General features: G+C 42.4%; 19 protein-coding genes and 1 pseudogene. 8 read left to right on the forward strand and 12 right to left on the reverse strand.

The window, feature by feature from the left end:
• Positions 1 to 176: 176 nt before the first annotated feature.
• Positions 177 to 1,244, forward strand: a complete 1,068-nt coding sequence (locus AC4CVD_RS05770) for a 4-phosphoerythronate dehydrogenase (protein WP_490752389.1) — start codon at positions 177 to 179, stop codon at positions 1,242 to 1,244.
• Positions 1,241 to 2,224 (forward strand): EF-P lysine aminoacylase EpmA, encoded by a 984-nt coding sequence (gene epmA / locus AC4CVD_RS05775; RefSeq protein WP_490752390.1) that lies wholly within the window; start codon positions 1,241 to 1,243, stop codon positions 2,222 to 2,224. Before AC4CVD_RS05770 ends, epmA begins: the two co-directional genes overlap by 4 nt.
• Before the next feature lie 52 nt (positions 2,225 to 2,276).
• Here the strand turns inward: epmA and AC4CVD_RS05780 are convergent, their stop codons facing one another.
• The 6 genes from AC4CVD_RS05780 to ahcY form a co-directional block, all read right to left on the reverse strand.
• Positions 2,277 to 3,500, reverse strand: coding sequence for a multifunctional CCA addition/repair protein (locus AC4CVD_RS05780; protein WP_490752391.1), 1,224 nt, complete (start codon positions 3,498 to 3,500; stop codon positions 2,277 to 2,279).
• A gap of 83 nt (positions 3,501 to 3,583) precedes the next feature.
• Complete coding sequence (locus AC4CVD_RS05785; protein WP_490752392.1) at positions 3,584 to 5,863, reverse strand: NADP-dependent malic enzyme; 2,280 nt, start codon at positions 5,861 to 5,863, stop codon at positions 3,584 to 3,586.
• A gap of 138 nt (positions 5,864 to 6,001) precedes the next feature.
• The gene (locus AC4CVD_RS05790; RefSeq protein WP_490752393.1) at positions 6,002 to 8,878 is read right to left on the reverse strand and encodes a bifunctional diguanylate cyclase/phosphodiesterase; all 2,877 of its coding nucleotides are present in this window, start codon (positions 8,876 to 8,878) and stop codon (positions 6,002 to 6,004) included.
• A 181-nt stretch (positions 8,879 to 9,059) separates the two neighbouring features.
• Positions 9,060 to 9,776 (reverse strand): 16S rRNA (uracil(1498)-N(3))-methyltransferase, encoded by a 717-nt coding sequence (locus AC4CVD_RS05795; protein ID WP_490752395.1) that lies wholly within the window; start codon positions 9,774 to 9,776, stop codon positions 9,060 to 9,062.
• A 40-nt stretch (positions 9,777 to 9,816) separates the two neighbouring features.
• Entirely contained in the window at positions 9,817 to 10,653 is an 837-nt protein-coding gene (gene metF, locus AC4CVD_RS05800) for a methylenetetrahydrofolate reductase [NAD(P)H] (RefSeq protein WP_490752396.1), read from the reverse strand.
• A gap of 205 nt (positions 10,654 to 10,858) precedes the next feature.
• On the reverse strand, positions 10,859 to 12,241 hold the full coding sequence (ahcY, locus tag AC4CVD_RS05805; RefSeq protein WP_490752398.1) for an adenosylhomocysteinase: 1,383 nt from the start codon (positions 12,239 to 12,241) through the stop codon (positions 10,859 to 10,861).
• Between the two features lie 221 nt (positions 12,242 to 12,462).
• Between ahcY and AC4CVD_RS05810 the strand changes: the two genes are divergently transcribed.
• From AC4CVD_RS05810 to AC4CVD_RS05820, 3 genes and pseudogenes are all read left to right on the forward strand, one after another.
• Entirely contained in the window at positions 12,463 to 12,996 is a 534-nt protein-coding gene (locus AC4CVD_RS05810) for a cysteine peptidase family C39 domain-containing protein (protein ID WP_490752399.1), read from the forward strand.
• A gap of 20 nt (positions 12,997 to 13,016) precedes the next feature.
• Positions 13,017 to 13,967, forward strand: a pseudogene (locus AC4CVD_RS05815) (DUF4424 family protein).
• A 97-nt stretch (positions 13,968 to 14,064) separates the two neighbouring features.
• The gene (locus AC4CVD_RS05820) at positions 14,065 to 15,366 is read left to right on the forward strand and encodes an IS4 family transposase (RefSeq protein WP_039891156.1); all 1,302 of its coding nucleotides are present in this window, start codon (positions 14,065 to 14,067) and stop codon (positions 15,364 to 15,366) included.
• Positions 15,367 to 15,401: 35 nt separating this feature from the next.
• Here the strand turns inward: AC4CVD_RS05820 and AC4CVD_RS05825 are convergent, their stop codons facing one another.
• The 4 genes from AC4CVD_RS05825 to AC4CVD_RS05840 all read right to left on the reverse strand — a co-directional run bounded on the left by AC4CVD_RS05825 (position 15,402) and on the right by AC4CVD_RS05840 (position 18,420).
• On the reverse strand, positions 15,402 to 15,920 hold the full coding sequence (locus AC4CVD_RS05825; RefSeq protein WP_490752400.1) for a tetratricopeptide repeat protein: 519 nt from the start codon (positions 15,918 to 15,920) through the stop codon (positions 15,402 to 15,404).
• 79 nt (positions 15,921 to 15,999) lie between these two features.
• The gene (locus AC4CVD_RS05830) at positions 16,000 to 16,338 is read right to left on the reverse strand and encodes a DUF3325 domain-containing protein (protein WP_178928072.1); all 339 of its coding nucleotides are present in this window, start codon (positions 16,336 to 16,338) and stop codon (positions 16,000 to 16,002) included.
• Positions 16,335 to 18,062: a PepSY-associated TM helix domain-containing protein gene (locus tag AC4CVD_RS05835; protein WP_490752402.1), complete on the reverse strand. Its 1,728-nt coding sequence runs from the start codon at positions 18,060 to 18,062 to the stop codon at positions 16,335 to 16,337. The genes AC4CVD_RS05830 and AC4CVD_RS05835 overlap by 4 nt, the downstream gene beginning before the upstream one ends.
• Before the next feature lie 7 nt (positions 18,063 to 18,069).
• Entirely contained in the window at positions 18,070 to 18,420 is a 351-nt protein-coding gene (locus AC4CVD_RS05840) for a hypothetical protein (RefSeq protein ID WP_490752404.1), read from the reverse strand.
• A gap of 273 nt (positions 18,421 to 18,693) precedes the next feature.
• On the opposite strand from AC4CVD_RS05840, the gene AC4CVD_RS05845 reads away from it, so the two are divergent.
• Positions 18,694 to 18,954, forward strand: a complete 261-nt coding sequence (locus tag AC4CVD_RS05845) for a hypothetical protein (protein WP_004980661.1) — start codon at positions 18,694 to 18,696, stop codon at positions 18,952 to 18,954.
• A 97-nt stretch (positions 18,955 to 19,051) separates the two neighbouring features.
• On the opposite strand, the gene AC4CVD_RS05850 is transcribed toward AC4CVD_RS05845, so the two are convergent.
• Positions 19,052 to 21,526 (reverse strand): acyl-CoA dehydrogenase, encoded by a 2,475-nt coding sequence (locus AC4CVD_RS05850; RefSeq protein WP_490752405.1) that lies wholly within the window; start codon positions 21,524 to 21,526, stop codon positions 19,052 to 19,054.
• A gap of 321 nt (positions 21,527 to 21,847) precedes the next feature.
• Between AC4CVD_RS05850 and AC4CVD_RS05855 the strand changes: the two genes are divergently transcribed.
• On the forward strand, positions 21,848 to 23,149 hold the full coding sequence (locus AC4CVD_RS05855; protein ID WP_039891156.1) for an IS4 family transposase: 1,302 nt from the start codon (positions 21,848 to 21,850) through the stop codon (positions 23,147 to 23,149).
• A 66-nt stretch (positions 23,150 to 23,215) separates the two neighbouring features.
• Here the strand turns inward: AC4CVD_RS05855 and lipA are convergent, their stop codons facing one another.
• Positions 23,216 to 24,229, reverse strand: coding sequence for a lipoyl synthase (gene lipA, locus AC4CVD_RS05860; RefSeq protein ID WP_004693928.1), 1,014 nt, complete (start codon positions 24,227 to 24,229; stop codon positions 23,216 to 23,218).
• A 208-nt stretch (positions 24,230 to 24,437) separates the two neighbouring features.
• Here lipA and sthA point away from each other — a divergent pair, with 208 nt between their 5' ends.
• Positions 24,438 to 25,853, forward strand: a complete 1,416-nt coding sequence (gene sthA / locus AC4CVD_RS05865; protein ID WP_004693926.1) for a Si-specific NAD(P)(+) transhydrogenase — start codon at positions 24,438 to 24,440, stop codon at positions 25,851 to 25,853.
• The last annotated feature ends 124 nt before the right edge of the window (positions 25,854 to 25,977 follow it).

Raw genomic sequence — 25,977 nt, forward strand, 5'->3', positions numbered from 1 at the left:
TATATTTTTCAGTATTTTGAACGAAGTAAATCTATATTAAACAATTCTTTAAAGTATTCGGTTTTTTACCATGAAGATGAAATATCGTGACTGTTTATTCAGATGTATTGCAGAGCAACATAGTGTTGAGCTTGTGCAACGGTTATCATAGAGTCAACAAAGCGTTGGAAGACATTATGAAAATCGTGGCAGATGAAAATCTCGCATTTACCGATTATTTTTTTGCCGAATTTGGTGAAATTGAGCACAAAGCAGGGCGTACTTTAACACATGCCGATGTTGTAGATGCCAAAGCACTGTTGGTGCGTTCCGTAACTCAAGTCAATCCAGCATTAATCAATAACACCACACTTCAATATGTGGGTAGTGCAACTATTGGTACAGACCATTTAGATATTGAAGCTATTGAAAAGCAGAATATTCAATGGGCGAATGCCGCAGGTTGTAATGCGCAGGCGGTGGCTGAATATGTAATTACGGCTTTACTCCATCTCAATCCAGTATTGCTGAACGCTAAAGAAAGTTTTACTTTGGGCATTATTGGCCTAGGAAATGTCGGTTCTCGCTTAGCTTATATGGCCAAACTATTGGGCTGGAATGTGATCGGTCATGATCCTTTTGTACAGCAAGATGCGATTCAGCAGGTCGATTTAAATGCCTTATTAAGTACTGCTGATGCGATTTCATTGCATGTGCCCTTAACCAAAACAGGATCACATCCAACCTACCATTTGTTCAACGCCGAAGCTTTCGCTGCGATGAAAACGACAGCAATATTGATTAATTCTGCGCGTGGGCCTGTAATTGAAGAGCAGGCTTTATTGGCCGACATCGAAAAAACACAGCGCAAAGTGGTATTAGATGTCTTTGAACATGAGCCTGTGATTTCTGAACAAGTGTTGAAAGCTGTGAGTCTAGTGACGCCACATATCGCAGGTTATAGCTTAGAAGGTAAAGCGCGTGGTACACAAATGATTTATGAAGCCTTTTGTAAGACCTTTCAGTTTGAAGCAGATAAAAGCTTCGAGTCACAGTTACCTGTATGTGCTCAATATTTTGAAGGGCAAGATTTGAAATCTACACTTCATAAGCATTTAAGGGAAATCTACCCGATTGCACGAGATGACCAAGCCTTACGTGCTTGCTTAAAAGAGGGAATGATTGACCAAAAAGCCTTTGATCATTTAAGAAAGACCTATCGGTTACGCCGTGAATGGGCTGCACATGGAGGGCCGAAAGCATGAGTCAGGTCGTGATCCATTATCAGCCAACCTGTGACTTAAAAGCCATGCGTGCTCGCGCGCAAATGTATAGCCAAATTCGCCAGTTTTTTGCTGAACGTGAAGTGCTTGAGGTTGAAACCCCGATTTTATCTCAGGCTGGGGTGACCGATGTGCATTTGGCTTCGGTTCAAGCACAGCGCCATGTCCAAGGTAAGCAACAAACACATTATTTGCAGACCTCACCTGAGTTTGCCATGAAGCGCTTATTGGCCAGCGGTAGTGGGCCAATTTATCAAATCTGTAAAGTTTTCCGTGATGATGAACATGGTCGTAAACACAATAGTGAATTTACCATGCTGGAATGGTATAGACCGAATTTCAGTTTGAAAGATTTAATGTTTGAAGTGACAGACTTATTGAATGTCACATTAACGCAGCGTTTTGGTGAAGTTCGCCCTACCATTTTGAGCTATAAGCATGCGTTTATGGATCGCTTGGATTTGAACCCACTGCAAGCCAGTTTGAAGGAGTTAAAAGACTGCTGTAATCGCGTGGGTTTAAATTTGGACTTGGGTGATGACCGACTTGGCTATATCGATTTGCTCTTTTCACATTTTGTAGAGCCAAGCCTAGGTTTTGATACGCCCGTGTTTCTAACCGATTTTCCACCAGAGCTAGCCTCACTTGCCAAAACTAAAACGGATGAAGACGGTGAATGGGTTGCAGCACGTTTTGAGCTGTATATTGAAGGTTTGGAACTCGCCAATGCGTATGATGAATTGATTGACGCGGAGGTGTTGCGTTCGCGTTTTGAAGCAGATAATGCTGAACGTGAAAAATTAGGCTTACATGTGATGCCGATCGATGAGTTTTTATTGGCTGCTTTGCCTCAAATGACCGCATGTGCAGGTATTGCTTTAGGTGTGGATCGTTTGTTAATGATTGCAACAGAACACATGCAGTTGGAAAAGGTGATTACCTTTCCCGCATCCATTTCTTAAGTGAAATTAAATAAAGCGCCGATTGTGGCGCTTTATTTGAGTCGATCAAGGTTTAACTATATTGAGACTTCAGCTCTCCAATTGCGTGTATTCGACGTTCAATCAGCATTTCACCAATATCAGGGCCTTTGATATCCGCAGGCAGGTCTTGTGCTTTGATATTTCGCACCACATCCATCACCTTTAAAATATATGCAGACTGTGGGTATTCACGATCTTCAAGCCCTAAACGACCACGTGAGTCACATTCACAAGCTTGTACAAAGGCTTCAACCCGTTCTGGACGACGTAGTACATCTAGGCGTTGCAGTAAGCGCCATAAAGTGCCTGGCTTTAAGGTCAGGGCTTGATGACATTTTAAATGTTCTTTACAGACTGTAATTGCGAGCTGTTTCATCTGCGTTGGGACTTTTAGACGCTCGCACATCTCAGTCACAGGTTTGACCCCACGTTCTTCATGCATAATATGACGCGGTAGCTCATCCACAGGTGTCAGAGCTTTGCCTAAGTCATGCACTAAAACAGCAAAACGAACATCCAGTGCATAGTTGGCACGACAGGCTTGCTGTAAGGACATCATGGTATGAATACCACAGTCAATTTCAGGGTGATACTCAGGGCGTTGTGGAATACCGTAAAGGGCCTCGATTTCTGGAAAAAGCACTTTTAGAGCACCACAGCGACGTAGTACTTCAAAGTATTCATCGGCATGATCTTCCATCAGAGCACGAGAGGTTTCTTTCCAAACACGTTCAGGAGTCAGTGCTTCCAGTTCACCTGAGTCTGCGAGTTGCTGCATTAGTGCCAACGTTTCTTTGGCCACCGTAAATCCTAGGGTTTTATAACGTGCAGCAAATCGTGCAACACGGAGGACACGTAGCGGGTCTTCTACGAAAGCATCAGAAACATGCCTTAAAACACGGAGCTCTAAATCGCGTTGGCCGCCATAGGGGTCATACAGTGTACCTTCCGCATCCATGGCGATGGCATTGATGGTAAGGTCGCGTCGAATTAAATCTTGTTCTAAGGTAACGGTACTGTCGGTATAAAACTCAAAGCCATGATAACCCTGTCCCGACTTACGTTCGGTGCGGGCAAGTGCATATTCATCTTTGGTTTCAGGATGTAAAAAAACAGGAAAATCTTTACCTACAGGTTGGAAACCCTGGGCAAGCAGTTGTTCAGGCGTTGCACCGACAACTACATAATCTTTTTCGTGATAGGGGTGACCCAGAAGCTGATCTCGGACCGCACCGCCTACTAAATAAACTTGCATGAGAAAACCTCTATTCTTGCAGCCATCATGCTACAGAATAGAGGTTTTCTCAAGTCAGAAGATACGAGTATAACGACAAACAATTATTCGCCGTTTTTCTCCGCTTCTTGAATTTCTGCTACAGTCAGCGCAGTCATATTCACTAAACGACGTGTTGTTGCTGTCGGGGTAAGAATATGAACTGGTTTCGCTGCGCCGAGTAGGATAGGGCCAATGGTGACATTATTACCTGAAGTTGATTTCAACAGGTTAAATGAAATGTTGGCTGCATCCAAGTTTGGCATGATCAATAGATTCGCAGAACCTTTGAAGCGCGAATTTGAGTATGCAAAGTTACGGATGTTTTCATCCAATGCCGCGTCCGCATGCATTTCACCTTCAACTTCAAGTTCTGGCGCGATTTGCGTCAAAATTTCAAACACTTTACGCATTTTTTGCGCGCTTGGATCAGTTTGATCTGAACCAAAGCTTGAGTGAGAAAGTAGAGCAACACGTGGTGTCATACCAAAACGACGTACTTCTTCAGCAGCTAAAATTGTCATTTCAGCCAGCTGTTCAGCTGTTGGGTTGGTGTTGACATAAGTGTCAGCAATGAACAGGTTACGGTCTTCAAGCATTAAAGCATTCAATGTAAAGAAAGAGTTGTGACCTTCTTTTTTACCAATGATGTTTTTAACGAAGTCTAAGTGAATGTCGTAGCTTGAATACGTACCACATAGCATACCGTCTGCTTTACCATGTTTCACTAACATCGATGCGATCAAGGTTGAACGACGACGTGCTTCACGTTGTGCATATTCAGGTGTTACACCTTTACGCTGCATAAGTGTGTAGTAGTCATCTGCAAACAGTTCGTAGTCAGGGTTTTTTTCTTGATCGACAATCGTGATGTTCACACTATGTTCAAGACGTAAGCCTAATTTTTTAATGTTCGCTTCAATAACCGCAGTACGACCAACTAAGATTGGTTTTGCAAGATCTTCATCGACCGCAATTTGTACTGCACGAAGTACGCGTAGGTCTTCACCTTCAGCATAAGCGATACGTTTCGGATCAGATTTTGCTTGTGCAAAAATTGGTTTCATCATCAGTGCTGAGTTATAAACAAACTCAGAAAGACGTTGACGATATGCAGAGAAGTCTTGAATTGGACGACTTGCAACACCTGAATCCATGGCCGCTTGTGCAACAGCAGGTGCGATTTCTAAAATCAGACGCTGATCAAGTGGGCGTGGAATTAAGTAATCACGACCAAAGGATGCAGATTTTTCACCATAAGATGCCGCATCTGCTTCAATGTGTGCCATACGCGCAATTGCATAGACACATGCAATTTTCATCTCTTCATTGATGGTGGTTGCACCTACATCAAGAGCACCACGGAAAATGTAAGGGAAGCAAAGTGCGTTGTTTACTTGGTTTGGATAGTCTGAACGACCTGTCGCCATGATCACGTCATCACGAACTTCGTGTGCATGTTCAGGCAGAATTTCAGGATCTGGGTTGGCAAGTGCGAAGATAATCGGATCTTTCGCCATCAGCTTAACCATTTCTTTGGTTAAGATACCCGCAGCAGATAAACCGAGGAACATGTCTGCGCCTGCAATCACGTCAGCCAGTTGAGTGCCTTCAACATCTTGTACATAACGTTTTTTAGAGTCGTCTAGACCTTCACGTTTTGTTGTAAGTAGACCTCGTGAGTCTGCAACAATAATATTTTCTTTTTTTGCACCAATGGCACAAAGTAAATCTAGGCAAGACAGAGCTGCAGCACCTGCGCCTGAAGCGACGATTTTAATTTCTTCAATTTTTTTGCCGTTCAATTGCAAAGCATTCAGTAAAGCAGATCCAACGATAATGGATGTACCATGCTGATCATCGTGGAACACAGGGATATTCATACGTTCACGAAGTTTTTGTTCAATATAGAAGCATTCTGGTGCCTTGATGTCTTCAAGGTTGATACCACCAAAAGTCGGTTCTAATGCAGCAATAATATCGACAATTTTGTCAGGATCATTTTCTGCAATTTCGATGTCAAATACATCAACACCTGCGAATTTTTTAAATAAAACGCCTTTACCTTCCATGACAGGTTTAGACGCAAGTGGACCAATATTACCTAGACCCAAAACGGCAGTACCATTTGTGATTACAGCAACAAGGTTCCCACGTGCAGTATAAAGCGCTGCTTTTGAAGGATCTTTTTCAATTTCAAGACATGGTGCTGCGACACCAGGTGAATACGCCAAGGCTAAATCGTGTTGGTTGACCAGCTGCTTGCTAGGTGTAACGCTGATTTTCCCTGGGGTTGGGAATTCGTGATAATACAAAGCTTGCTGTTTTAATGATTGATCGTCCATCTGAATCTCTTTGTAGCGTGGGTTAGCCAGCGGAGCTGGTAGTTTTTAGTAGACAAGACCGAATATACCATTAGTTGCAGGCATATCCCAGTGATAGCCGGTGCTTTTTAAGCAAACTTAGAGCTAAAACAGTCTGATTTATATTGAGTATGTATATGAGGGCGTATCAAGATGATCTCTTAAATATTGGGTAGCATCGAGTTTCGGAAGAGGTTTGGAAAATAAATAACCTTGCACGATATCACATTCTAAGTTTTGTAGGTAACTCAGTTGTTGTTCGGTCTCAATTCCTTCCGCCACCACGGTCATACCCATGGCTTTCCCCATGGCAATCATGGCGCTCACAATGGCTTCTTGTTTGCAGTGTCCAATTTTTGAAATGAAGCTTCGATCAATTTTTAAAGTATCGATAGGGAAGTCAGTTAGGTAAGACAGTGATGAATAACCTGTACCAAAGTCATCTAAAGAAATATGAATGCCACGCAATTTGATGGTTTCGAGGAGGTTTTTCACTGCTTCCGAATTTTCAACCAAAGTGGATTCTGTAATTTCTAATTCGAGGCTACTACCACTGATTTTATATCGATCAAGGGCTTCATCTAAGTCCTTTAAAAGCTGTCCACGTTGTAATTGTTGGGCAACCACATTGACCGAAACGCAGATATTATCAAAACCCAATTTATTCCATTCTTTGATTTGCTTAGCGGTTTGTAAAATTACAATGCGGCCAATGTCTGAAATTAAGCTGGTTTTTTCTGCCATAGGAATAAACAGATCTGGCGGTACGATACCCTTAGTTGGATGATTCCAACGTACCAACGCCTCAAAACCATAAATTTTCTGATTGTGAAAGTTGATTTTGGGCTGGTAATAAACCACTAACTCATTGTTTTGTATGGCTAGTCTTAAATCGCGTTCTAAATAAATCCCTTCTTCTAATGCAACGGTATTGCTCAGGCTGTAGAACTTGGTCGCATTTCCACCTAAACGTTTTGCTTCACTCAGTGCTTGTTCTGCACAGTTGTTTAAGTAGTCCAGTTGACGACCATGTTCAGGGTACTGCGAAATCCCCATTGAAAGCGTAATAATATGTTCTTGACCAAAAATATCAAAAGGTAGGCTAAAGGCTTTGTTAATTCGATCGATATGTTCCTGAACTGAGGGGCGAATATGAGAGACCTCATATACAATTGCAAAATCGTCACCATTTAAGTGAGCCACCATCAAGGCTTCAGCATTGGTTAAACGAAGGCGCTGAGCAACTTGGCGCAGAAGTTCATCGCCGCCATTATTGCTTAAGAATTCATTCAATGGGCGGAAACGGTCAATGTTGAGCCGAATAATTGCCAGTTGTTTAATGCTGTCTTGTTGAGAAACCAAATACTGATGAAACTGATAGTTATAGTAAAAACGATTGGGTAAGTCGGTCAGCGTATCGTAGTTTTCTAAATAAGACAGACGCTGTTCTTGCAGTTTGCGCTCGGTTAAATCGGATACGATACCAATATAATGCGTGACACGATCTCGCTCATCGGTAATGGCATTCAGATGCATCCAAATACACAGCTCTTTGCCTGATAGGAACTTTTCATTCAGTTCACCGTCGTATTCGCCTTTTTTTAGGAGCTGTCCAATGATTTGGTTATGTGTGCTGCGTTGATGCGACTTATAGTTTGCAACAATATCAAACAGATGCTTGCCATTAATTTGTGCAGCTTCAAAGCCAGCCAAACGTTCAAAGAACGGATTTACGTCGATATAACGCAGGTCTTCATCTAAGATGAAAATCCCTTGTTCAGCTTGTTCAAGTACGCTTGCTGCTAGTCGCAGACGTTCTTGGTTGCTTTTTTCATGTTGAATATCTCGTCGAATACCGACCATTTGTAACGGTTTTTGATTGATTGGATCGGGAGCAATGACACGCCCAGTGTCATGTACCCAGTACCATTTCCCGTTGTTATGTTGCACACGATAAGTGGCTTCATAACGATCTGAATGACCCCGCAAATGACTTTTCATTGCAGATTTAAACGGGGCAATATCATTTGGATGAATCAGATACTGAAGCTGAAGTTGATGCTCTGTGGAATTTTTAAGTACTTTTTCTTGTTTGTGATTGGTCAGGGAAATGAGCCGATCTTTAATATTCCAATCCCAAGGACGAATACCTGAAATTTCATGGGCAAGCGATAGGTTTTCTTGCTTATTTTTTAAGTCTTTATTGATTTGATTTACGTCAAAGGTTCGTTCACGTACTTTTTGCTCAAGTAATTGATTATTCAGTTGTAACTGTTGTTTAATTTCTTTGGATTTATTCATTTCGTTTTGTAGCTGTTTGCATAAATCATCGGTCCAAGCGACTTGTTTTTCAGCTTCTTTTTTCAACTCTCGATTTTTAATTGAGAGGCGGGATAAGTGCTGATTAATACGGTTGGTGGCATTGGCACAAAGCAAAATCACAATCAGAATAAAGTTTACAGTGAGGTAAAAAAGAGTGTGATTGGCATCGAAGTTGATAAATTGCGAGAGGACATAAGGACTAATGGAGGGAATAAAAACCAAACAAAAATAACTAATGCGCTGCGTTAAATAGGTGAGGCAAACGGTCTGTGTGACAATCACTAAAAGTGCAGATAAGAGTAGGGCATTTGTATAGTTAAAATTGCCAGATAGGCTGGGTAAGTAGTAGTAGATACAGACGACGCCTGTTGCAACCAAAAGACCAATACTTAAACAAATGCCTTGAATCCAGCGGTGCGCATGTTTGGCAGAGTGATTTTTCGGGTTGAAATACACGGTGTTCACGAGCCAAAAAATGCTGAGAATAAACTCAGAAACAAAAAACCACAGGTTAAAATAAAAAGAATCTTGAGAAAAATTATAGTGATATGCACAGAAAATATAAAAATTTAGAATCAGTAAACTACTGATGAGGAAACGAAGATGGCTAATGGAATGCGATATTTGCGCAGTCTGCAAGTGCCGATCAAGATTTTCTGTAGAAATATCTGGCATGAATCGCGAAACCTTATTTTTTTTATGACCCAATGGCGTTGTGTTGTGTCTTTTTTCAAATTTAAATACATTGTGTAAAACACAATCAATTTATATTTTGATATAAGTCAAGGGTAATATTGTTGTACATCATAATCAATATATTAACAGAACAAAAGGGTGACTCTGCTGTTTATGTGATTTAAATCACTAAATTGTAGTTGAGGATTGACAAAGCGACGACTGGTGCTGTCTCTGTACGTAATACACGCTCACCAATACACCAGTTGATAAAACCGTGCTCATTGGCTGTTGTAATTTCAGCCTCACTTAAACCACCTTCAGGCCCAATGAGTAATGCAATGTTTGGTGTCGCATGTGCTAAAACGTCGATTTTTTCTTTATTCGGGGCGAGTACAAGTCGCGTCGCAGGTAATTTAGATGCGAGCCATTTGTCTAAGCTGACTGGAGCATGGATGGTAGGAACAATGTTCATGCCACATTGTTCACATGCCGCGATAGCAATGCCTTGCCAATGATCAATCTTCTTTTGGTCGCGGTCATATTTCAAACGCATTTCACAACGTTCAGACGTTAATAGTTGAATTTCGGAAACGCCTAATTCAACTGCCTTTTGAATGACATAGTCCATACGATCACCTTTACTCATGACTTGACCGAGTAAAGTGTTAAACGCAGGTGTACGATTGCTTGGATTGAATGCGGTGACCTGAACTGATGCTGACTTTTTAGCAACGTCACTTAAGGTCACTTCATATTCGCCGCCTTGTCCATTAAACAAAGTAGCCGTTTCACCGACTTGAGCGCGCAAAACTTTTACCCAGTGGTGAAACACAGTTTCAGTCAGTTCGACAGTGTGATCAACATTGAGTTCTGCTTCCATAAAAAAACGAGGCATTCGGTTTTACTCTCAAATAGGGTGAATCGTGTTTAAATACTTATGCTAAACCGAGGTCTAGTACAAGCTGACGGGTTGGATCAGTCGTGTTCATGGTGTAGAAGTGCAAACTCGGTGCGCCACCTGCAATCAGGCGTTCGCAAAGTTTAACAATCACTTCATGACCAAATGCTTTGATGCTGGCAGTGTCATCACCATAGGTTGCCAGTTGCTTACGAATCCAACGTGGAATCTCAGCGCCTGTACCATCTGCAAAGCGAATCAAGTTGCTGGCATTGGTAATTGGCATAATGCCTGGTGCAACTGGAATGTTCACGCCTTCTTTTTGAATGCGATCTACAAAGTAGAAGTAGGCATCTGGATTAAAGAAGAACTGAGTCAGTGCCGCATTCGCACCTGCATTTGCTTTGTCGCAAAAACGTTGAATGTCTAGGTCAAAACTATCTGCTTGAGGGTGCATTTCTGGATAAGCGGCAACTTCAATGTGGAAGTGATCGCCCGAATGTTCACGGATAAAACGTACCAAATCCGTAGCATAAGGTAGTTCCCCTAGGCCAACTTGACCTGAAGGTAAGTCACCACGCAGCGCCACAATACGGTCAATGCCTTGATCTTTATAAATGTCGAGTAACTCAGCAATACGTGCTTTGTCATCACCAATACAAGACAAGTGAGGGGCAACAGGTGTGCCTTTACCATTAAATTCTGCAATGGCTGCTAAGGTGCGTTCACGGGTTGAACCGCCTGCACCATAGGTAATTGAGAAAAACTCTGGGTTGAGCAGCTGTAATTCTTGGTGTACAACTTTCAGTTTTTCTGCGCCCGCATCCGTTTTGGTCGGGAAAAACTCAAAAGAAATAGGAATGTGTTTCGACATGTTCAAATCCTTTTTTATAAATGCTATTTTTTGTGCTTAACCTCATCCCACCCTTCTCCCAGAGGGAGAAGGAGATTCATTACATTAAATAGAGATAACAAGATTTCACTGCCAACCTCATTCTGTAATGAAAGTCCCTCTCCTGAGCAGACTTTAAGCACTGCTTTAAAGTTCAGCGCAAGAGAGGTTAGGAGAGGCTTGAAACTTAGTATTTATAAGCATCCGACTTGAATGGACCTTCAACAGCTACACCTAAGTAATCTGCTTGCTCTTGAGTCAATTGAGTCAAGACACCACCAAAACCAACAACCATTGCCGCAGCAACTTCTTCATCTAATTTCTTAGGAAGCAGTTCTACACGAATCGCAGCTTGTTTTTGATCTTCAGCAAGATCCGCAAATTTTTCAGCGAACAAGTGCATTTGACCTAGTACTTGGTTGGCAAAAGAACCATCCATAATACGTGATGGGTGACCCGTTGCATTACCTAGGTTAACTAAACGACCTTCAGAAAGAAGAATCAAGTAGTCGCTATCATTTTCAGAACGGTAAACTTGGTGAACTTGTGGCTTCACTTCAACCCACTTGTAACCACGTAAGTAGTTGGTGTCGATTTCAGTGTCGAAGTGACCAATGTTACATACCACTGCACCTGCTTTTAATGAATCAAGCATTGCAGCGTCACATACGTGGTAGTTACCTGTTGTTGTTACGATCAGGTCAGTATTTTGAAGAAGGTCAACATTGATGTCTTCTTTTTTACCAGTCTGTACGCCATTTTTGTATGGAGATACAACTTCGTAACCGTCCATGCATGCTTGCATCGCACAGATTGGATCAACTTCAGTGACACGTACAATCATGCCTTCTTGACGAAGTGATTGTGCAGAACCTTTACCTACGTCACCGTAACCAATCACAAGTGCACGACGACCAGATAAAAGCATATCTGTACCGCGTTTGATGGCATCATTCAGTGAGTGGCGGCAACCATATTTGTTGTCATTTTTAGACTTAGTTACTGAATCGTTGACGTTGATTGCAGGAACTTTCAAAGTACCGTCACGAAGCATTTCATACAAACGTTGTACACCTGTTGTCGTTTCTTCAGTTACGCCATGAATTTTTGCAATCACTTCAGGGTATTTTTCATGAACAAGGAGGGTTAAATCACCGCCATCATCCAAAATCATGTTGGCATCCCAAGGCGTGCCATTTACATTGATTTGTTGTTCTAAACACCACATGTACTCTTCTTCTGTTTCACCTTTCCAAGCAAATACAGGTACACCTGAAGCCGCAATTGCAGCAGCAGCGTGGTCTTGAGTCGAGAAGATGTTACATGAAGTCCAACGAACTTCTGCGCCTAATTCAACCAGAGTTTCAATAAGAACCGCAGTTTGAATGGTCATGTGAATACAACCAAGGATTTTTGCGCCAGCAAGTGGTTTTGCAGCAGCATAGCGCTTACGTAGGCCCATAAGTGCTGGCATTTCTGCTTCAGCAAGTTTGATTTCTTTACGGCCGTAGTCAGCGAGTGAAATATCAGCAACTTTGTAATCTGTAAATGAAGCAGTAACCGCGTTCATCACGATCTCCTAATATAAAAAATTGATCATTCAGTTCGCGGATGCCGTTGTTGATTCAAAAGGGATTTGAACCGGATCGTCGAGCCTAGCGATTTCACATTTATGTACCTGTGAAAAAGTCGCAGCATCCCTCGACTAGCGAAGTATTGTACTTGGAAATTGATTCAGTTCCAACGATGTTTTGTTTATTATCAACACAATCATCTTTTTCGAATTGTGTTATGGCCGTGAATATCCCTGAATCCTTAATGAACCTTGAAGCTAATGGCGGTATTTATGCGGTATGGATGCTACTCCAGCATTTATATATCGATGCGGATATTGAACAGTTGATAGAGGTCTGTGGTTATGATGCAGAAAACGGAACGACAACCATTGGCTTGGCAGTCGGATTAAAGAAATTTGGCTTTGATGTTCAATTTTATACTGATGAAGACCCAGAGCTTCAAGCACAAGAAAAATTGAGTTATGCAGAAGCTGAGCAACTAAAACTGCCAGTTTTAGCGGCCATCAATTACCAACAAATTCAACAGGCATTTGAGCAAAATAAATTTATCATTGTCTATTACGATACTTTAGAAGGCGTCGGAAACCATTCACTGGTTTATTCTATAGATGAGCAGGAAATCTGTTTCTTTGACAGTTTTGATGCGATGCCTGCATCTGTATTTGAACAGCAACGTCAAGTCGAGGGCATCTGCCGACAAGTGATCGTGCTTGATCATTCAAGTGCTCGCATGGAAACAGCACAATAAACATGAAAAGAAGACGTTAAATGAAAAAGATCCTTGGACTATGCGTGTTCATCTCTATGCAGATCAGTGCGAATGACAGCACGGGTTTTGTGGCAACGGGCGGTGTGCAATATCTGAAAAATCCAAAAATCAGTATGCAAAGTGAAGATTTGTTTATCAGTAAAAACATCATTCGGGTGAATTACCAATTTAAAAATCTTACCGCTCAAGATATTACGGGAACTGTTTTATTTCCCTTGCCGCGTGTGGGCAGTTCGCGTGATAGCGATTTTGCGCATACCGAACAATTGATTCAAAGCTTTAAAGTACAAGCGAATGCACAAAAGATTCAGCCAGAAACGCATGTGCGTGCATTTTTACCCGCTTTAACAGCAAGTGGGGACTTCAATTCCAATGGCGAAGTTGTCGATGTGACTACGGGTTTGAAAAAATGTGGTTTTTCCGATTGAGATTTGATGTATCCGTGGTTATTGCAACAAGACTCTACGCTTAATCAGCGTTTGTATCGTTGTCAGGACAAAACGGTACAGCAGCTTTTAAAACCGTATCAAGCGGATGGTGAAATATATTGGGAATCGCAAATTATTTATAGTTGGCAGCAGAAGTTTAAGGCCAATGCGTTGACCCATGTACAACATGAATACATGCCATTGGTTGGTGGTTCGGTCTCTTTATATCCTGAAGAGGATGAAAAAACCTATTGTATGGATCAAAACTTCAAAGCGGGTTTGAAAAAGGCCAAGTCGCAATATGCACCTTATCAAGCTTTAGGCTATATCTTAAAAACGGGTGCAAATTGGGCGAAACCTATTCAAAGTTTTAAACTGACCATTGAGCGTGACCCGAATGAGCTGGTTTCATTTTGTTGGAAGGGTCAGGTGAAAAAGATCAGTTCGACACAATTTCAAATGACAGAAAAGAATTTTGTGCCGAAGCAGGATTTAGATATTATTTTTGTGCGTAGGTTTTAAGTAGTAAAAAGCCCATCAAAGGATTAATGCTGATCAGTTAAGACAAAATAGCTGAAATGCGGTAAAAATGAGCGTATCCAGATACGCTCATTTTTTTATGACTTTTTCTCAGAATTTAAGTTCAGCATTTCAGCAGACAGCTCCTTCACTTTCTAATTTTAGCGAATTAATTGATTTAAACTGGATTGAAGACTGTTTAAAACGGACCGGGAAAGCATCGGTCAGAAAAAGAAAACTCCCCGCAGAGCATGCTGTATGGCTAGTTATTGGACTTGCATTGTTCCGCGACCAGCCCATCTGGTATGTTGTTCAGCAGCTGCAGCTGGTTTTTGGCACGGCTGAAAGCTGCGCCCCAAGCGCATCAGTGCAGGCCAGACAGCGCTTGGGTCTGGAGCCTTTAAATGTCCTGTTCAATACACTGAGTCAGACATGGTTTGAAGATTCTCAGCCGCAATATTCCGCCTTTCATGGCCTAAGCATCTGCGCTGTAGATGGAGCCGTCTGGTCCATGCCCCACACAGATGAGAACTTCAGGCACTTCGGTTCTTCCAAAGGCAAAACGATAGCAGCACCTTGGCCGCAAGCCAGAGCGGTTTGCCTGATCAACACCAATACTCATGAAGTGATTGATGCCGGGATTGGAAGTATGGATCAAGGCGAGCTGACTTTAGCGAAGAAATTGAAAGTGCCTGCAAATAGCCTGACTTTATTTGACCGGGCCTACTTCTCTGCTGATTTCTTATCAGGGTGGCAGTCTCGGGAAAACTGCCATTGGCTTATGCGGGCTAAAGACAATCTGCGCTATGAAATTATCAGGAAAAACTCAGCGCATGACTTTCAAATCAGAATGCCTGTTTCTCCAAGAGCGAAGAAACTGAATCCGGATTTAGGTGACTATTGGGAAGCCCGCCTGATTGAAACTGAACAGTCTGGAAGGGTTAGACGATACGTTACATCATTATTAGATTCAAAGGCTTATCCTCTGGAAGAGGTCAGTACGCTGTATGCTCAGCGCTGGGAAATCGAGATGTGCTACCGTGAAATCAAGAGCGACCTGCAAGATGGGATGCATTTAAGAAGCAAGCAGCCTGAATTGGTGTATCAGGAATTATGGGGTGTATTGATTGCTTATAATATTCTTAGAAGGCAAATGAAATTTATGGCTCAACGGGCGAAAGTCAGCCCTTTGCGTATCAGTTTCCATATTGCTTCAATCAGCATTATCAATATATTAAGGCATACTCCGCTGGAATCGGCAGGGAATTTGCCCAAGCATTTAGAGCGTTTGCTGGAACAGTCTAAAATGTTTGTTTTGCCTGAAAGAAGATCAAGGCAATGCCCTAGAGTCGTCAAAATAAAGCCTCAAAAGTACCCAAGAAAATGCCAGTCAATTTCTTAACTGACTGGCATTACATCAAAGGATGGGCTTTTTACTTATTCTTGCTCTGCGGCATCTGCTTTGTCGTGCCAGTATTTGGCTTTTGCTTCATCAGCATCGACACCTAGCGCATTTTCATAAATGAATGCCAAGTCACGCATGGCTTGAGCTTCACCCAGTTCCGCTGCTTGTTGTACCAGTTCAATCGACTTAGCGCCATCCTTTTCAACCACATCACCACGACGGTAAAAACCAGCCAATTCTAATATTGCAGAAGGGTGTTTGAGTTCAGCGGCTTGTTTTAACCAGTGATGTGCATGTCCAAAGTAGGTTTCAGCTTCGCTTGGATCTTCTTCGCGAAGTTCTTTGGCATAAAAAGCATAACCTTCACCCAGCCAATACATGGCTTCTACATGACCCAATGCTGCTGCTTTGAGCGCCCATTCTTCTGCAAGCGTAATGTCATCTTCATTTTCACTTTGCATATACAGTTCAGCAAGTTCAAATTGAGCGTCACTATTACCTGTTGTTGCAAGATTGACCAATTCAGCAGGAATTTTAGGAGATTTAGGCATACAAATAACCAAAGATTTAAACTGTGGATAGCCTAATGCTTTCAAGTGAAAAAGCCAATCCGAAGATTGGCTTTTACGCTCAGATCAGGTGCAAAGTTAGGCTGAATATAAATAAGAGTAAAACTGAAACAGCGATATTCTTAATTTTTTGTTCAAAATAACTTAAGCAAAGTCCAACAAACAGTGCAGCGAAGCTAATTACGCCGACCCAATAACTGATTTCGGTGCTCCAATGTCCTTGTGTTAAGCAAATGAGCAAAGAAACAATTAACAGTAACCAACCCACAGTGGTTGCTAAGCGTGTTTGCTGAAGTGTCAGTTCTTTAGCAAAGATTTGCTTTTGGTGCTTAGACATACTGCTGGCAAGGGCAAAAAAACCTAAGGTCGCTAAAGCCCAAATGATCAGAAACCAAATCATGCTTCAGCCTCCTGAACAGGTGCTTTCACTTTTTTATTCGGCAAACCTTGATGTTTTTTCACTTTGTCATAAGCGAAATAGAAGATCACTGCCATTACCCACATGGCTAAATCAACCGATGCAATCATCCATTGACCCTGCGCAATGCTGTTCCACAAAGCCTGACCGCCTGTCATCAAGTTGACCACTGGTAGCAGTACGAAAGCGAGTGTTGCCAATAAAAGTAAGTCTAACCACGCTTGGCGGTGGGTACGGAAAATGGCATATATCAGCGCGAGTAACCATACGGTAAAGAAGCTACGAATCTCCCAGTTTAGGCGCATTTCTACGTCTGCTGGAATGAAACGGTTGGCATAAAAATATGCCGCGCAGGCCAAAGGCAAGCCAATAATGGCCGCAATATTCAGGACTTCAACCAGTCGGAAACCAAACGATTTATAGCCTTGTTTCTGCTGTTGGGGTGCACGTTTTACACACCAAAGGATCAGACCTGTAGCCACCATGAGCGTGCCTAAAATACCCGAGCAGAATAATAACCAGCGAAGAGCCAAGTCGAGGCCACGTGCTTCGTGTAAGACGGTGACCACGTTATAGATGCCACTTGGAATCGATGGATTTTTGATTCGTATATTTTTATCCGTTTCGTCTTGACCCGTGACCCCATTATAGTTGAGTGTTGCATACACATTGCGATGCGCGACACTTTCAGCACGCAGAGCACGGAACTCAATTTTGGCTTGGTCTGTATTGGGTGAAATAATATTAATTGAAGCAATTGGATTGTCTTTCCACTGTTGTTGTACCGCTGCCATAATTGGCGCTAAGTCTGTCAGTGGTGCAGGGCGGAGTTCGGGTTTTGGACGTTCCTCACCACGACCTTGAGCATGTTCACCACGTTGCTGTCCGCGTTCTCCACGAGCCGTTCTTTCACCTTCGCGTTGACTTCGACCTTCGCGCTGCACATCTTCAGCTTTTGGGGGCTGCTCAATCATGCTGGCCTGTTGGTCACGTAAAAACTGTTGTCGATTTTCATAAGCTTGGTTAATCCCCCAAGGCATGAACATAAACATGAGCAGTAGTAGGCCACTAAAGGTAATCATTAGATGAAAAGGCAATGCAAAGACAGCGGTTGCGTTGTGTGCATCTAGCCATGAGCGTTGACCTTTGCCAGAGCGAAAGGTAAAGAAATCTTTAAAGATTTTTTTATGGGTAATGATGCCGCTAACAATTGCGACCAACATGAACATGGTGGCAATCCCGACCAACCAACGCGTCCACAGGCGGGGTAAACCGTACAATTCAAAATGGAAACGATATAGGAATCCACCACCACGCGTATCCCGTGGTTCAATCACTTCACCAGTCGCACTGTCTAAGGTGATGCGTGTTCCACCACGACGTGCTTTCGGGTCTTCACCAACGGCACGAATAGTTACTTCAGTTGTGGTTTGGCGTGAGTTGGGCAGTTGGATGTTCCAACTGCCTGCATCAGGGTGGTTTTTCTGTAAATAGTTGAGCGCGACCTGCATTTGTTGCACTTGAGACTGCGCAGGTATAGATTGATGTGTTTCTGGTTTCATCCAAGTAGAAATTTCATTTTGGAAAAAACTCAGGGTTCCAGTCACAAAAATTGCATACAGCAGCCACCCTAAAATGAGACTGGCCCATGTATGCAACCATGACATGGATTGGCGCGGTCCTTCCGCTTTTTGATCAACACGCATTGAAAAACTATCCTAGAAATTTGAGTAGGGCATACAGTGCAATACATGGCACAGCAATGCCGAGTGTTGCTTTTAAGGTTTTTTGAACCATAAAGACCCAAATAAAGGCAGCACAGTTAAGACAAAATGCAATGAGTGTGGCGCTCATGGACGCATTCACAGGATTTGCAATAAAGACTTTAGCAATGGTTAATGCAGAGAGTGCAGCAAGGAGATAACCTCCGAGCAATGCAAGTGCAAATCGATACAACACCATCAGACGGTAGCTAAGTGGTGTGTCGACTTTCTTCTTTTTGGCAGGCTTCGGATGGACTTTTTCCGAATGAACCAAGGCATCAATTTGTGTGGTGCTATTCATGAAAGAGAGGTGGTATATTAGTAAACAATATTGCAAATGATAACAATTATTATTTAAATAAAATAGATGGTAACTTTATTTATTTTTTCTGTAACGGTAAGTGAGTTTGGTGAACAGAAAAATTTGGATTGTAGTCGCTGCCTTTTTAAATCGATTTGATTCTTATTGTTATTTCTTTAAGGAATGGCTACACAGTGTTACCAAATCAAGTTATACGCTGTTTTGATCTGCGTTAGTTTCATAGTCAATACTTGGGCGAATTTGGAGGAAAAGATGGCTGCTTTTATTAATGCCGAACAGGCAAAAATTATGTCCAACCAAGCGTATTTAGATATTGAAGTCTATAAATTACGTTTAGCATCCCTAATAGAGGAGAGTGCGAAACAGGGAAATACTGCGGTATTTACCGTATTGCCAAAACATTTACCCTTAGAAGATATTCGTCATCTTTCAGCAGAACTTACCCAACTGGGATATCAAGTCCGTTTGGAAGTGGAAGAGTTCTACTATCGTTTAAACGTGTATTGGATTTAAAACTTCGCTTTGAGGTCTTGGTTTATATTGTGTGGATAAAATAAAAGCCCGTAAACGGACTTTTATCTATTAGGAGTTTCGAAAACCGATGAGAGGGTTATGCTTGAATATCGGAAGCCTTTTTATGGTAGGGATTCTTTAAATCTAGTGTCTGTTCAAGCTTATGGTCGAAAATGTCGGTGAGCATACTATCGAAGCGTTGAGCATTGTAATGAATCAACTGATCCACTTCCTCAGGGCTGATGAATCCTGTTTCAAGTGCATGTTGAATATGTGATTCAAAATCTAAGCCTTCAAATTGTCCTTTGGACTCCGCTTTTTTAAACTTCATCCACAGCGGATCAATTTTCAATGCTGCTTGGAAGGCATTTTCCATACGCCCAAAGACGTCTTTGGGATCGGTATTGTAAAAAACATGCTGCTTCAGTTGTTCACGGAAAGGGTTATTCTCCATGATCGAAAGTCCTAATAGCGTTTTTAGCTGATCACTTGGTTGCTGGGCAACACGACCAAAAGGGAAACAGATGAACTTGACTACACAAGCAGCGGCTCGCATAGGAAAGTTTGCGAATAGTCCATCAAATGCATCCTGAATTTGGACAAATGCTTTTTCTAAAGCCAGTTGAGCATGTTGTTGTTCCGCCTCACTACGTTGTCCTTTTTCATAAAACTTCAAAATAGCGCTCGCGATAAATAGATGGGCATGAATGTCAGCCAAACGTCCTGAAAGCATTTCTTTGCGTTTAATATCGCCTGCAAGTAAGCCTAAACACAGGTCTGCGGTTAAGGCGAAGTTTGCACTGTAACGGTTAATGGTTTTGTAAAAAGGACGTGAAAAAGCATCTGTCTGTGCGGAAGCATCTGAAAGACCACCGAAGATGCCATAACTGAATGAACGGGCTGTGCGGTTAAAGGTATAAGCCAAATGTTTAAAAAGTAGCGTGTCGAAAGGCGCTAGAGCTGTCTTTGTATCTTCTGCTTGAAGGAGTTGAAGCTCTTCATATAGATAGGGATGACAACGCATGGAGCCTTGACCAAAAATCATTAAAGAGCGACTTAAAATATTGGCGCCTTCGACAGTAATTGAAATGGGGATGGCCTGATAATTCAGTGCTAAAAAATTGCGCGGCCCCATTTGTACTGCCCGTCCGCCAACGACATCCATCCCATGATTGACAATTTTACGCATGGTTTCGGTGGCGTAGTATTTGGCCATAGCTGTCATCACAGCAGGTTTTCCACCTTCATTTAAACCACAAGTCACCATATAGCGAAAAGCTTCTAACATATACGCACCGCTGGCAATATCACTGGTGGCTTCTTGCACGGCTTCAAAATGTCCCACAGAAATTTTAAATTGTTGGCGGACTTTGGCAAAAGCACCGACGCTTAAATAGGCCATTTCAGCTGAAGCAGTGGAGAGCGCTGGCAGGGAAATCCCACGACCTACAGCTAAGCATTCCATCAGCATGCGCCAACCTTTACCTGCATTTTCCACCCCACCAATAATCCAGTCGAGTGGGATAAAAACATCTTGTCCATCGACCGTGCCATTCATAAAGGGTGAACCAGGATTATGTCGTGCACCGACTTGGACACCGTCATGACTGGCAGGTAATAAGGCGCAGGTGATGCCATATTCAGTTTTGCTTGCATCGCCTAATAGTCCATCAGGGTCATAGAGTTTAAAAGCGAGACCAATCACAGTCGCAATAGGCGCCAGTGTAATCCAGCGTTTTGAAAAGTTCATACGTAAACCGAGTACTTCTTGGCCTTCAAACACACCATAGCAGACCACGCCTGTATCCGGTATTGCACCCGCGTCTGAACCCGCCTCGGGACTGGTTAAACCAAAGCAGGGGATTTCTTCACCTTTGGCGAGTCCTGGTAGGTAGCGTTGTTTTTGTTCTTCAGTTCCATAATGTAAAAGTAATTCACCTGGCCCTAGCGAGTTGGGCACCATACAACTGACTGCAGTGGTTAGTGAACGTGAAGAAATTTTGCTCATGATGCGGCTTTGTGCAAAGGAGCTAAAGGCACGACCGCCGTATTCTTTGGGAATAATTAAACCTAAAAAGCCTTGTTCTTTGATGTATTGCCATGCTTCAACAGGAAGATCTTTTAAGTGATGATGAATTTCCCATTCATTCAGTAAACCACAAAGGTGTTCAACTTCATGATCTAAGAAGGATTGCTCTTCAGCAGACAGAGTTGGGTAGACATAACCATCAAATTTTTTCCAATCAGGCGCACCCATAAATAATTCTTTTTCCCACCAACTGGTGCCTGCATCCAATGCTTCGCGTTCGGTACTGCTCATACTCGGCATGGCTTTGGCTAAAGCTTTATAGGCAGGTTGAGTGATTAAAGACTTTCGTAATGGATCAATAACCACAATCAGGCTGAGAATAATTAAGGGCAGACCTAGAAGTAATGACCACGGACTGATAAAAATAGCAGCGAAGAGGGATGCAAAAATAATCATTGCAGTTGCCATTAAGCGACTGAGTTCAAAATAAAAAATAGCCCAGAGGATACAGATTAAAAACAGAATGGCGAAAATGAAACCCATTGAAACCTCCCGTTATTTACACCGTGAGGTGAGTCATACGTTTTATAGAATTCCACGGATAATAAGGCAAAACGTAGACTAAAAAGGTGTAATAAAATGAATTTGATGTGATGTCTAGCATCACGATTATTTTAGACTTTGAATTAGATTAGGATGTTTATTGAGCAATGACTGTGTTAGAAATGTATGAATACGTAATTGAAAAATATAAAGAACGAAGATCGTAATAAAAAAAGCCCTCCTATGAGTAATGCTGATCAGTTAAGACAAAATAGCTGAAATGCGGTAAAAATGAGCGTATCCAGATACGCTCATTTTTTTATGACTTTTTCTCAGAATTTAAGTTCAGCATTTCAGCAGACAGCTCCTTCACTTTCTAATTTTAGCGAATTAATTGATTTAAACTGGATTGAAGACTGTTTAAAACGGACCGGGAAAGCATCGGTCAGAAAAAGAAAACTCCCCGCAGAGCATGCTGTATGGCTAGTTATTGGACTTGCATTGTTCCGCGACCAGCCCATCTGGTATGTTGTTCAGCAGCTGCAGCTGGTTTTTGGCACGGCTGAAAGCTGCGCCCCAAGCGCATCAGTGCAGGCCAGACAGCGCTTGGGTCTGGAGCCTTTAAATGTCCTGTTCAATACACTGAGTCAGACATGGTTTGAAGATTCTCAGCCGCAATATTCCGCCTTTCATGGCCTAAGCATCTGCGCTGTAGATGGAGCCGTCTGGTCCATGCCCCACACAGATGAGAACTTCAGGCACTTCGGTTCTTCCAAAGGCAAAACGATAGCAGCACCTTGGCCGCAAGCCAGAGCGGTTTGCCTGATTAACACCAATACTCATGAAGTGATTGATGCCGGGATTGGAAGTATGGATCAAGGCGAGCTGACTTTAGCGAAGAAATTGAAAGTGCCTGCAAATAGCCTGACTTTATTTGACCGGGCCTACTTCTCTGCTGATTTCTTATCAGGGTGGCAGTCTCGGGAAAACTGCCATTGGCTTATGCGGGCTAAAGACAATCTGCGCTATGAAATTATCAGGAAAAACTCAGCGCATGACTTTCAAATCAGAATGCCTGTTTCTCCAAGAGCGAAGAAACTGAATCCGGATTTAGGTGACTATTGGGAAGCCCGCCTGATTGAAACTGAACAGTCTGGAAGGGTTAGACGATACGTTACATCATTATTAGATTCAAAGGCTTATCCTCTGGAAGAGGTCAGTACGCTGTATGCTCAGCGCTGGGAAATCGAGATGTGCTACCGTGAAATCAAGAGCGACCTGCAAGATGGGATGCATTTAAGAAGCAAGCAGCCTGAATTGGTGTATCAGGAATTATGGGGTGTATTGATTGCTTATAATATTCTTAGAAGGCAAATGAAATTTATGGCTCAACGGGCGAAAGTCAGCCCTTTGCGTATCAGTTTCCATATTGCTTCAATCAGCATTATCAATATATTAAGGCATACTCCGCTGGAATCGGCAGGGAATTTGCCCAAGCATTTAGAGCGTTTGCTGGAACAGTCTAAAATGTTTGTTTTGCCTGAAAGAAGATCAAGGCAATGCCCTAGAGTCGTCAAAATAAAGCCTCAAAAGTACCCAAGAAAATGCCAGTCAATTTCTTAACTGACTGGCATTACTCCTATGAGGGCTTTTAATTTTTGCGTTTTAACTGTTTAACACCACAGCAAATTAAGCTTCAATCGTTTGAACAGCAATCTTTTTCGCAGGATCTGCTTTGCGACGTACTGCTGGTACAGGTTCGCCATAGTATTGACGGTCAGCGAAGTAGCTTGAACGAACCATCGGCGCTGCCCAAATATTTCTAAAGCCCAGCTTTTGACCATGCGCAGTGTAGCGTTCAAATTCTTCTGGTGTAACGAAGCGGTCAATCGGCGCATGCTCTTTAGAAGGCTGTAAATACTGACCAATCGTTACATAGTCAACGCCGTGTGCATGTAAGTCATCTAAAAGTGAAATGACTTCTTCTTCAGTTTCACCAATACCGACCATTAAACCACATTTGGTTGGAACGTCAGGGCAATATTCTTTAAACATTTTCAACAGATTTAAAGAGTGTTGGTAGTCTGAACCTGGACGCATCGCTTTGTATAAACGCGGCACAGTTTCAATGTTGTGGTTAAATACATCAGGTGGACACTCAGTCATAATGCGAAGAGCAATGTCCATACGACCACGGAAGTCAGGTACCAAAATCTCAAGTAAAGTATTCGGGCTTAATGCACGTGCTTCTTTGATACAATCAACAAAGTGCTGTGCACCACCGTCAAGTAAGTCATCACGGTCTACAGAAGTGATCACGGCATATTTTAAACCTAAGTTTGAAATTGTTTCAGCCATATGACGTGGTTCGTCTGCGTCAAGTGCATTTGGACGGCCATGTGCCACGTCGCAGAAAGGGCAACGACGTGTACAAATGTCACCCATAATCATGAAGGTTGCAGTACCTCCACCAAAACATTCAGGTAGGTTTGGACACGCAGCTTCTTCACAAACGGTATGTAGTTTTTGTTCACGTAGGGTTGATTTAATGCGTTGCACTTCTTCGGGTGCTGCCATTTTCACGCGAATCCAATCCGGCTTGCGTGGCGTTTCAACCGTAGGAATAACTTTTACAGGTATACGCGCGACCTTTTCTGCGCCACGAAGTTTGATACCCTGCTCAGGTTTACGGTTTTCAGACATATTCAACTATTCCACTGTTTTTGACGGGGGAGATGCTAAAAATAGCAGTATTAGTATAGCGGAAATGCGAATTGATAGGGCGGAAATACTATTCATTTACTAAATGTGGTTATCACTTAATATATGTAAGCTAAATACAGCAAATTGCCTGCAATTACGTCATAATATGCCCAAGATAAGTAATAAGTTTTTGAAGAAGGAGCGTTGAATGCCACGTAAAAAAGAGGTCGTTGGTGGAACTTTCGTTAAGTACGATGCGGTCGTTCTAGGTTCAGGCCCTGCGGGTGAAGGCGCGGCAATGAAACTTGCCAAATCTGGAAAGCGTGTTGCGATTGTGGATGTGCGTGAGCAGCTCGGTGGTAACTGTACCCACGTGGGGACCATTCCAAGTAAAGCTTTACGTCAAACGGTATCGAGTATTATCCGTTATCGCCGCGACCCGATGTTTAAAAAAATGGGTGACTGGCGTCAGTTTACAATGAAGCAAGTGCTTCAAAATGCACATAAAGTGATTCAACAACAGGTTGATACACACTCACGTTTTTATGACCGCAATAAAATTGATATTTACCATGGTCGTGCCTATGTTCAAGACCAAAATACGGTTTTAGTATTTAGCCCTGAAGGCATCAAAGAAACGATCATGTGCAAACAAATCGTGATCGCAACGGGTAGCCGTCCATACCGTCCTGCGGCGCTTGATTTTAATCATCCGCGTGTATTCGATTCGGACAAAATTTTAGACCTCGATTATTCGATCCAAAAAATCATCATTTATGGTGCAGGTGTAATTGGTTGCGAATATGCGTCTATTTTCATTGGACTAGATCACAAAGTTGATCTGATTAATACACAGCATAAATTGCTGAGTTATCTAGACGATGAAATTTCTGATGCTTTGTCTTATCACTTACGTCAACAAGGGGTCTTGATTCGCCATAATGAGCAGATTGATCATCTTGAAACGTATGATGATCACGTGGTGCTACATTTGCAAAGTGGTAAGAAAATTAAAGCAGATGCTATTTTGTGGTGTAACGGTCGTTCTGGAAATACGGATGGCTTAGGTCTAGAAAATGTGGGTATTACGCCAAACAGCCGTGGTCAGATTACAGTCAATGATCAATACCAAACCGAAGTGGAAAACATTTACGCTGCGGGTGATGTGATTGGTTGGCCTTCACTGGCTTCTGCTGCATATGACCAAGGTCGTTGCGCAGGTGCAAACATGAGCGGTGAAGTGGGTGTAGAACCTGTGGTTGATATTCCGACAGGCATTTATACCATTCCAGAAATTTCTTCAATTGGTAAAACTGAACAAGAGTTAACTGAAGAAAAAATTCCGTATGAAGTCGGTCAGGCTTCGTTCCGTCATTTGGCGCGTGCGCAAATTACAGGTGACACAGTGGGTGAGTTGAAAATTTTATTCCACCGTGAAACTTTGGAAGTGCTGGGTGTACATTGCTTCGGTAATAACGCTTCGGAAATTATTCATATTGGTCAAGCGGTGATGAATAGTCCAAACAATACCATCAATTATTTCGTAGAAACGACGTTTAACTATCCAACGATGGCTGAAGCGTATCGTGTAGCGACCTTAAATGGTATGAACCGTTTGTTCTAATTTTTATACTATTTTCAGAGGCCTGTAAGTTTAGACTTGCAGGTTTTTTTATACCTAAAATTGCTAATTTGTAATTGCAGGCATATCTAAATGCCTAAAACTTTTTAACGATTTGTGCGGTGGT

It is taken from the genome of Acinetobacter sp. LipI_23 (assembly GCF_058243045.1).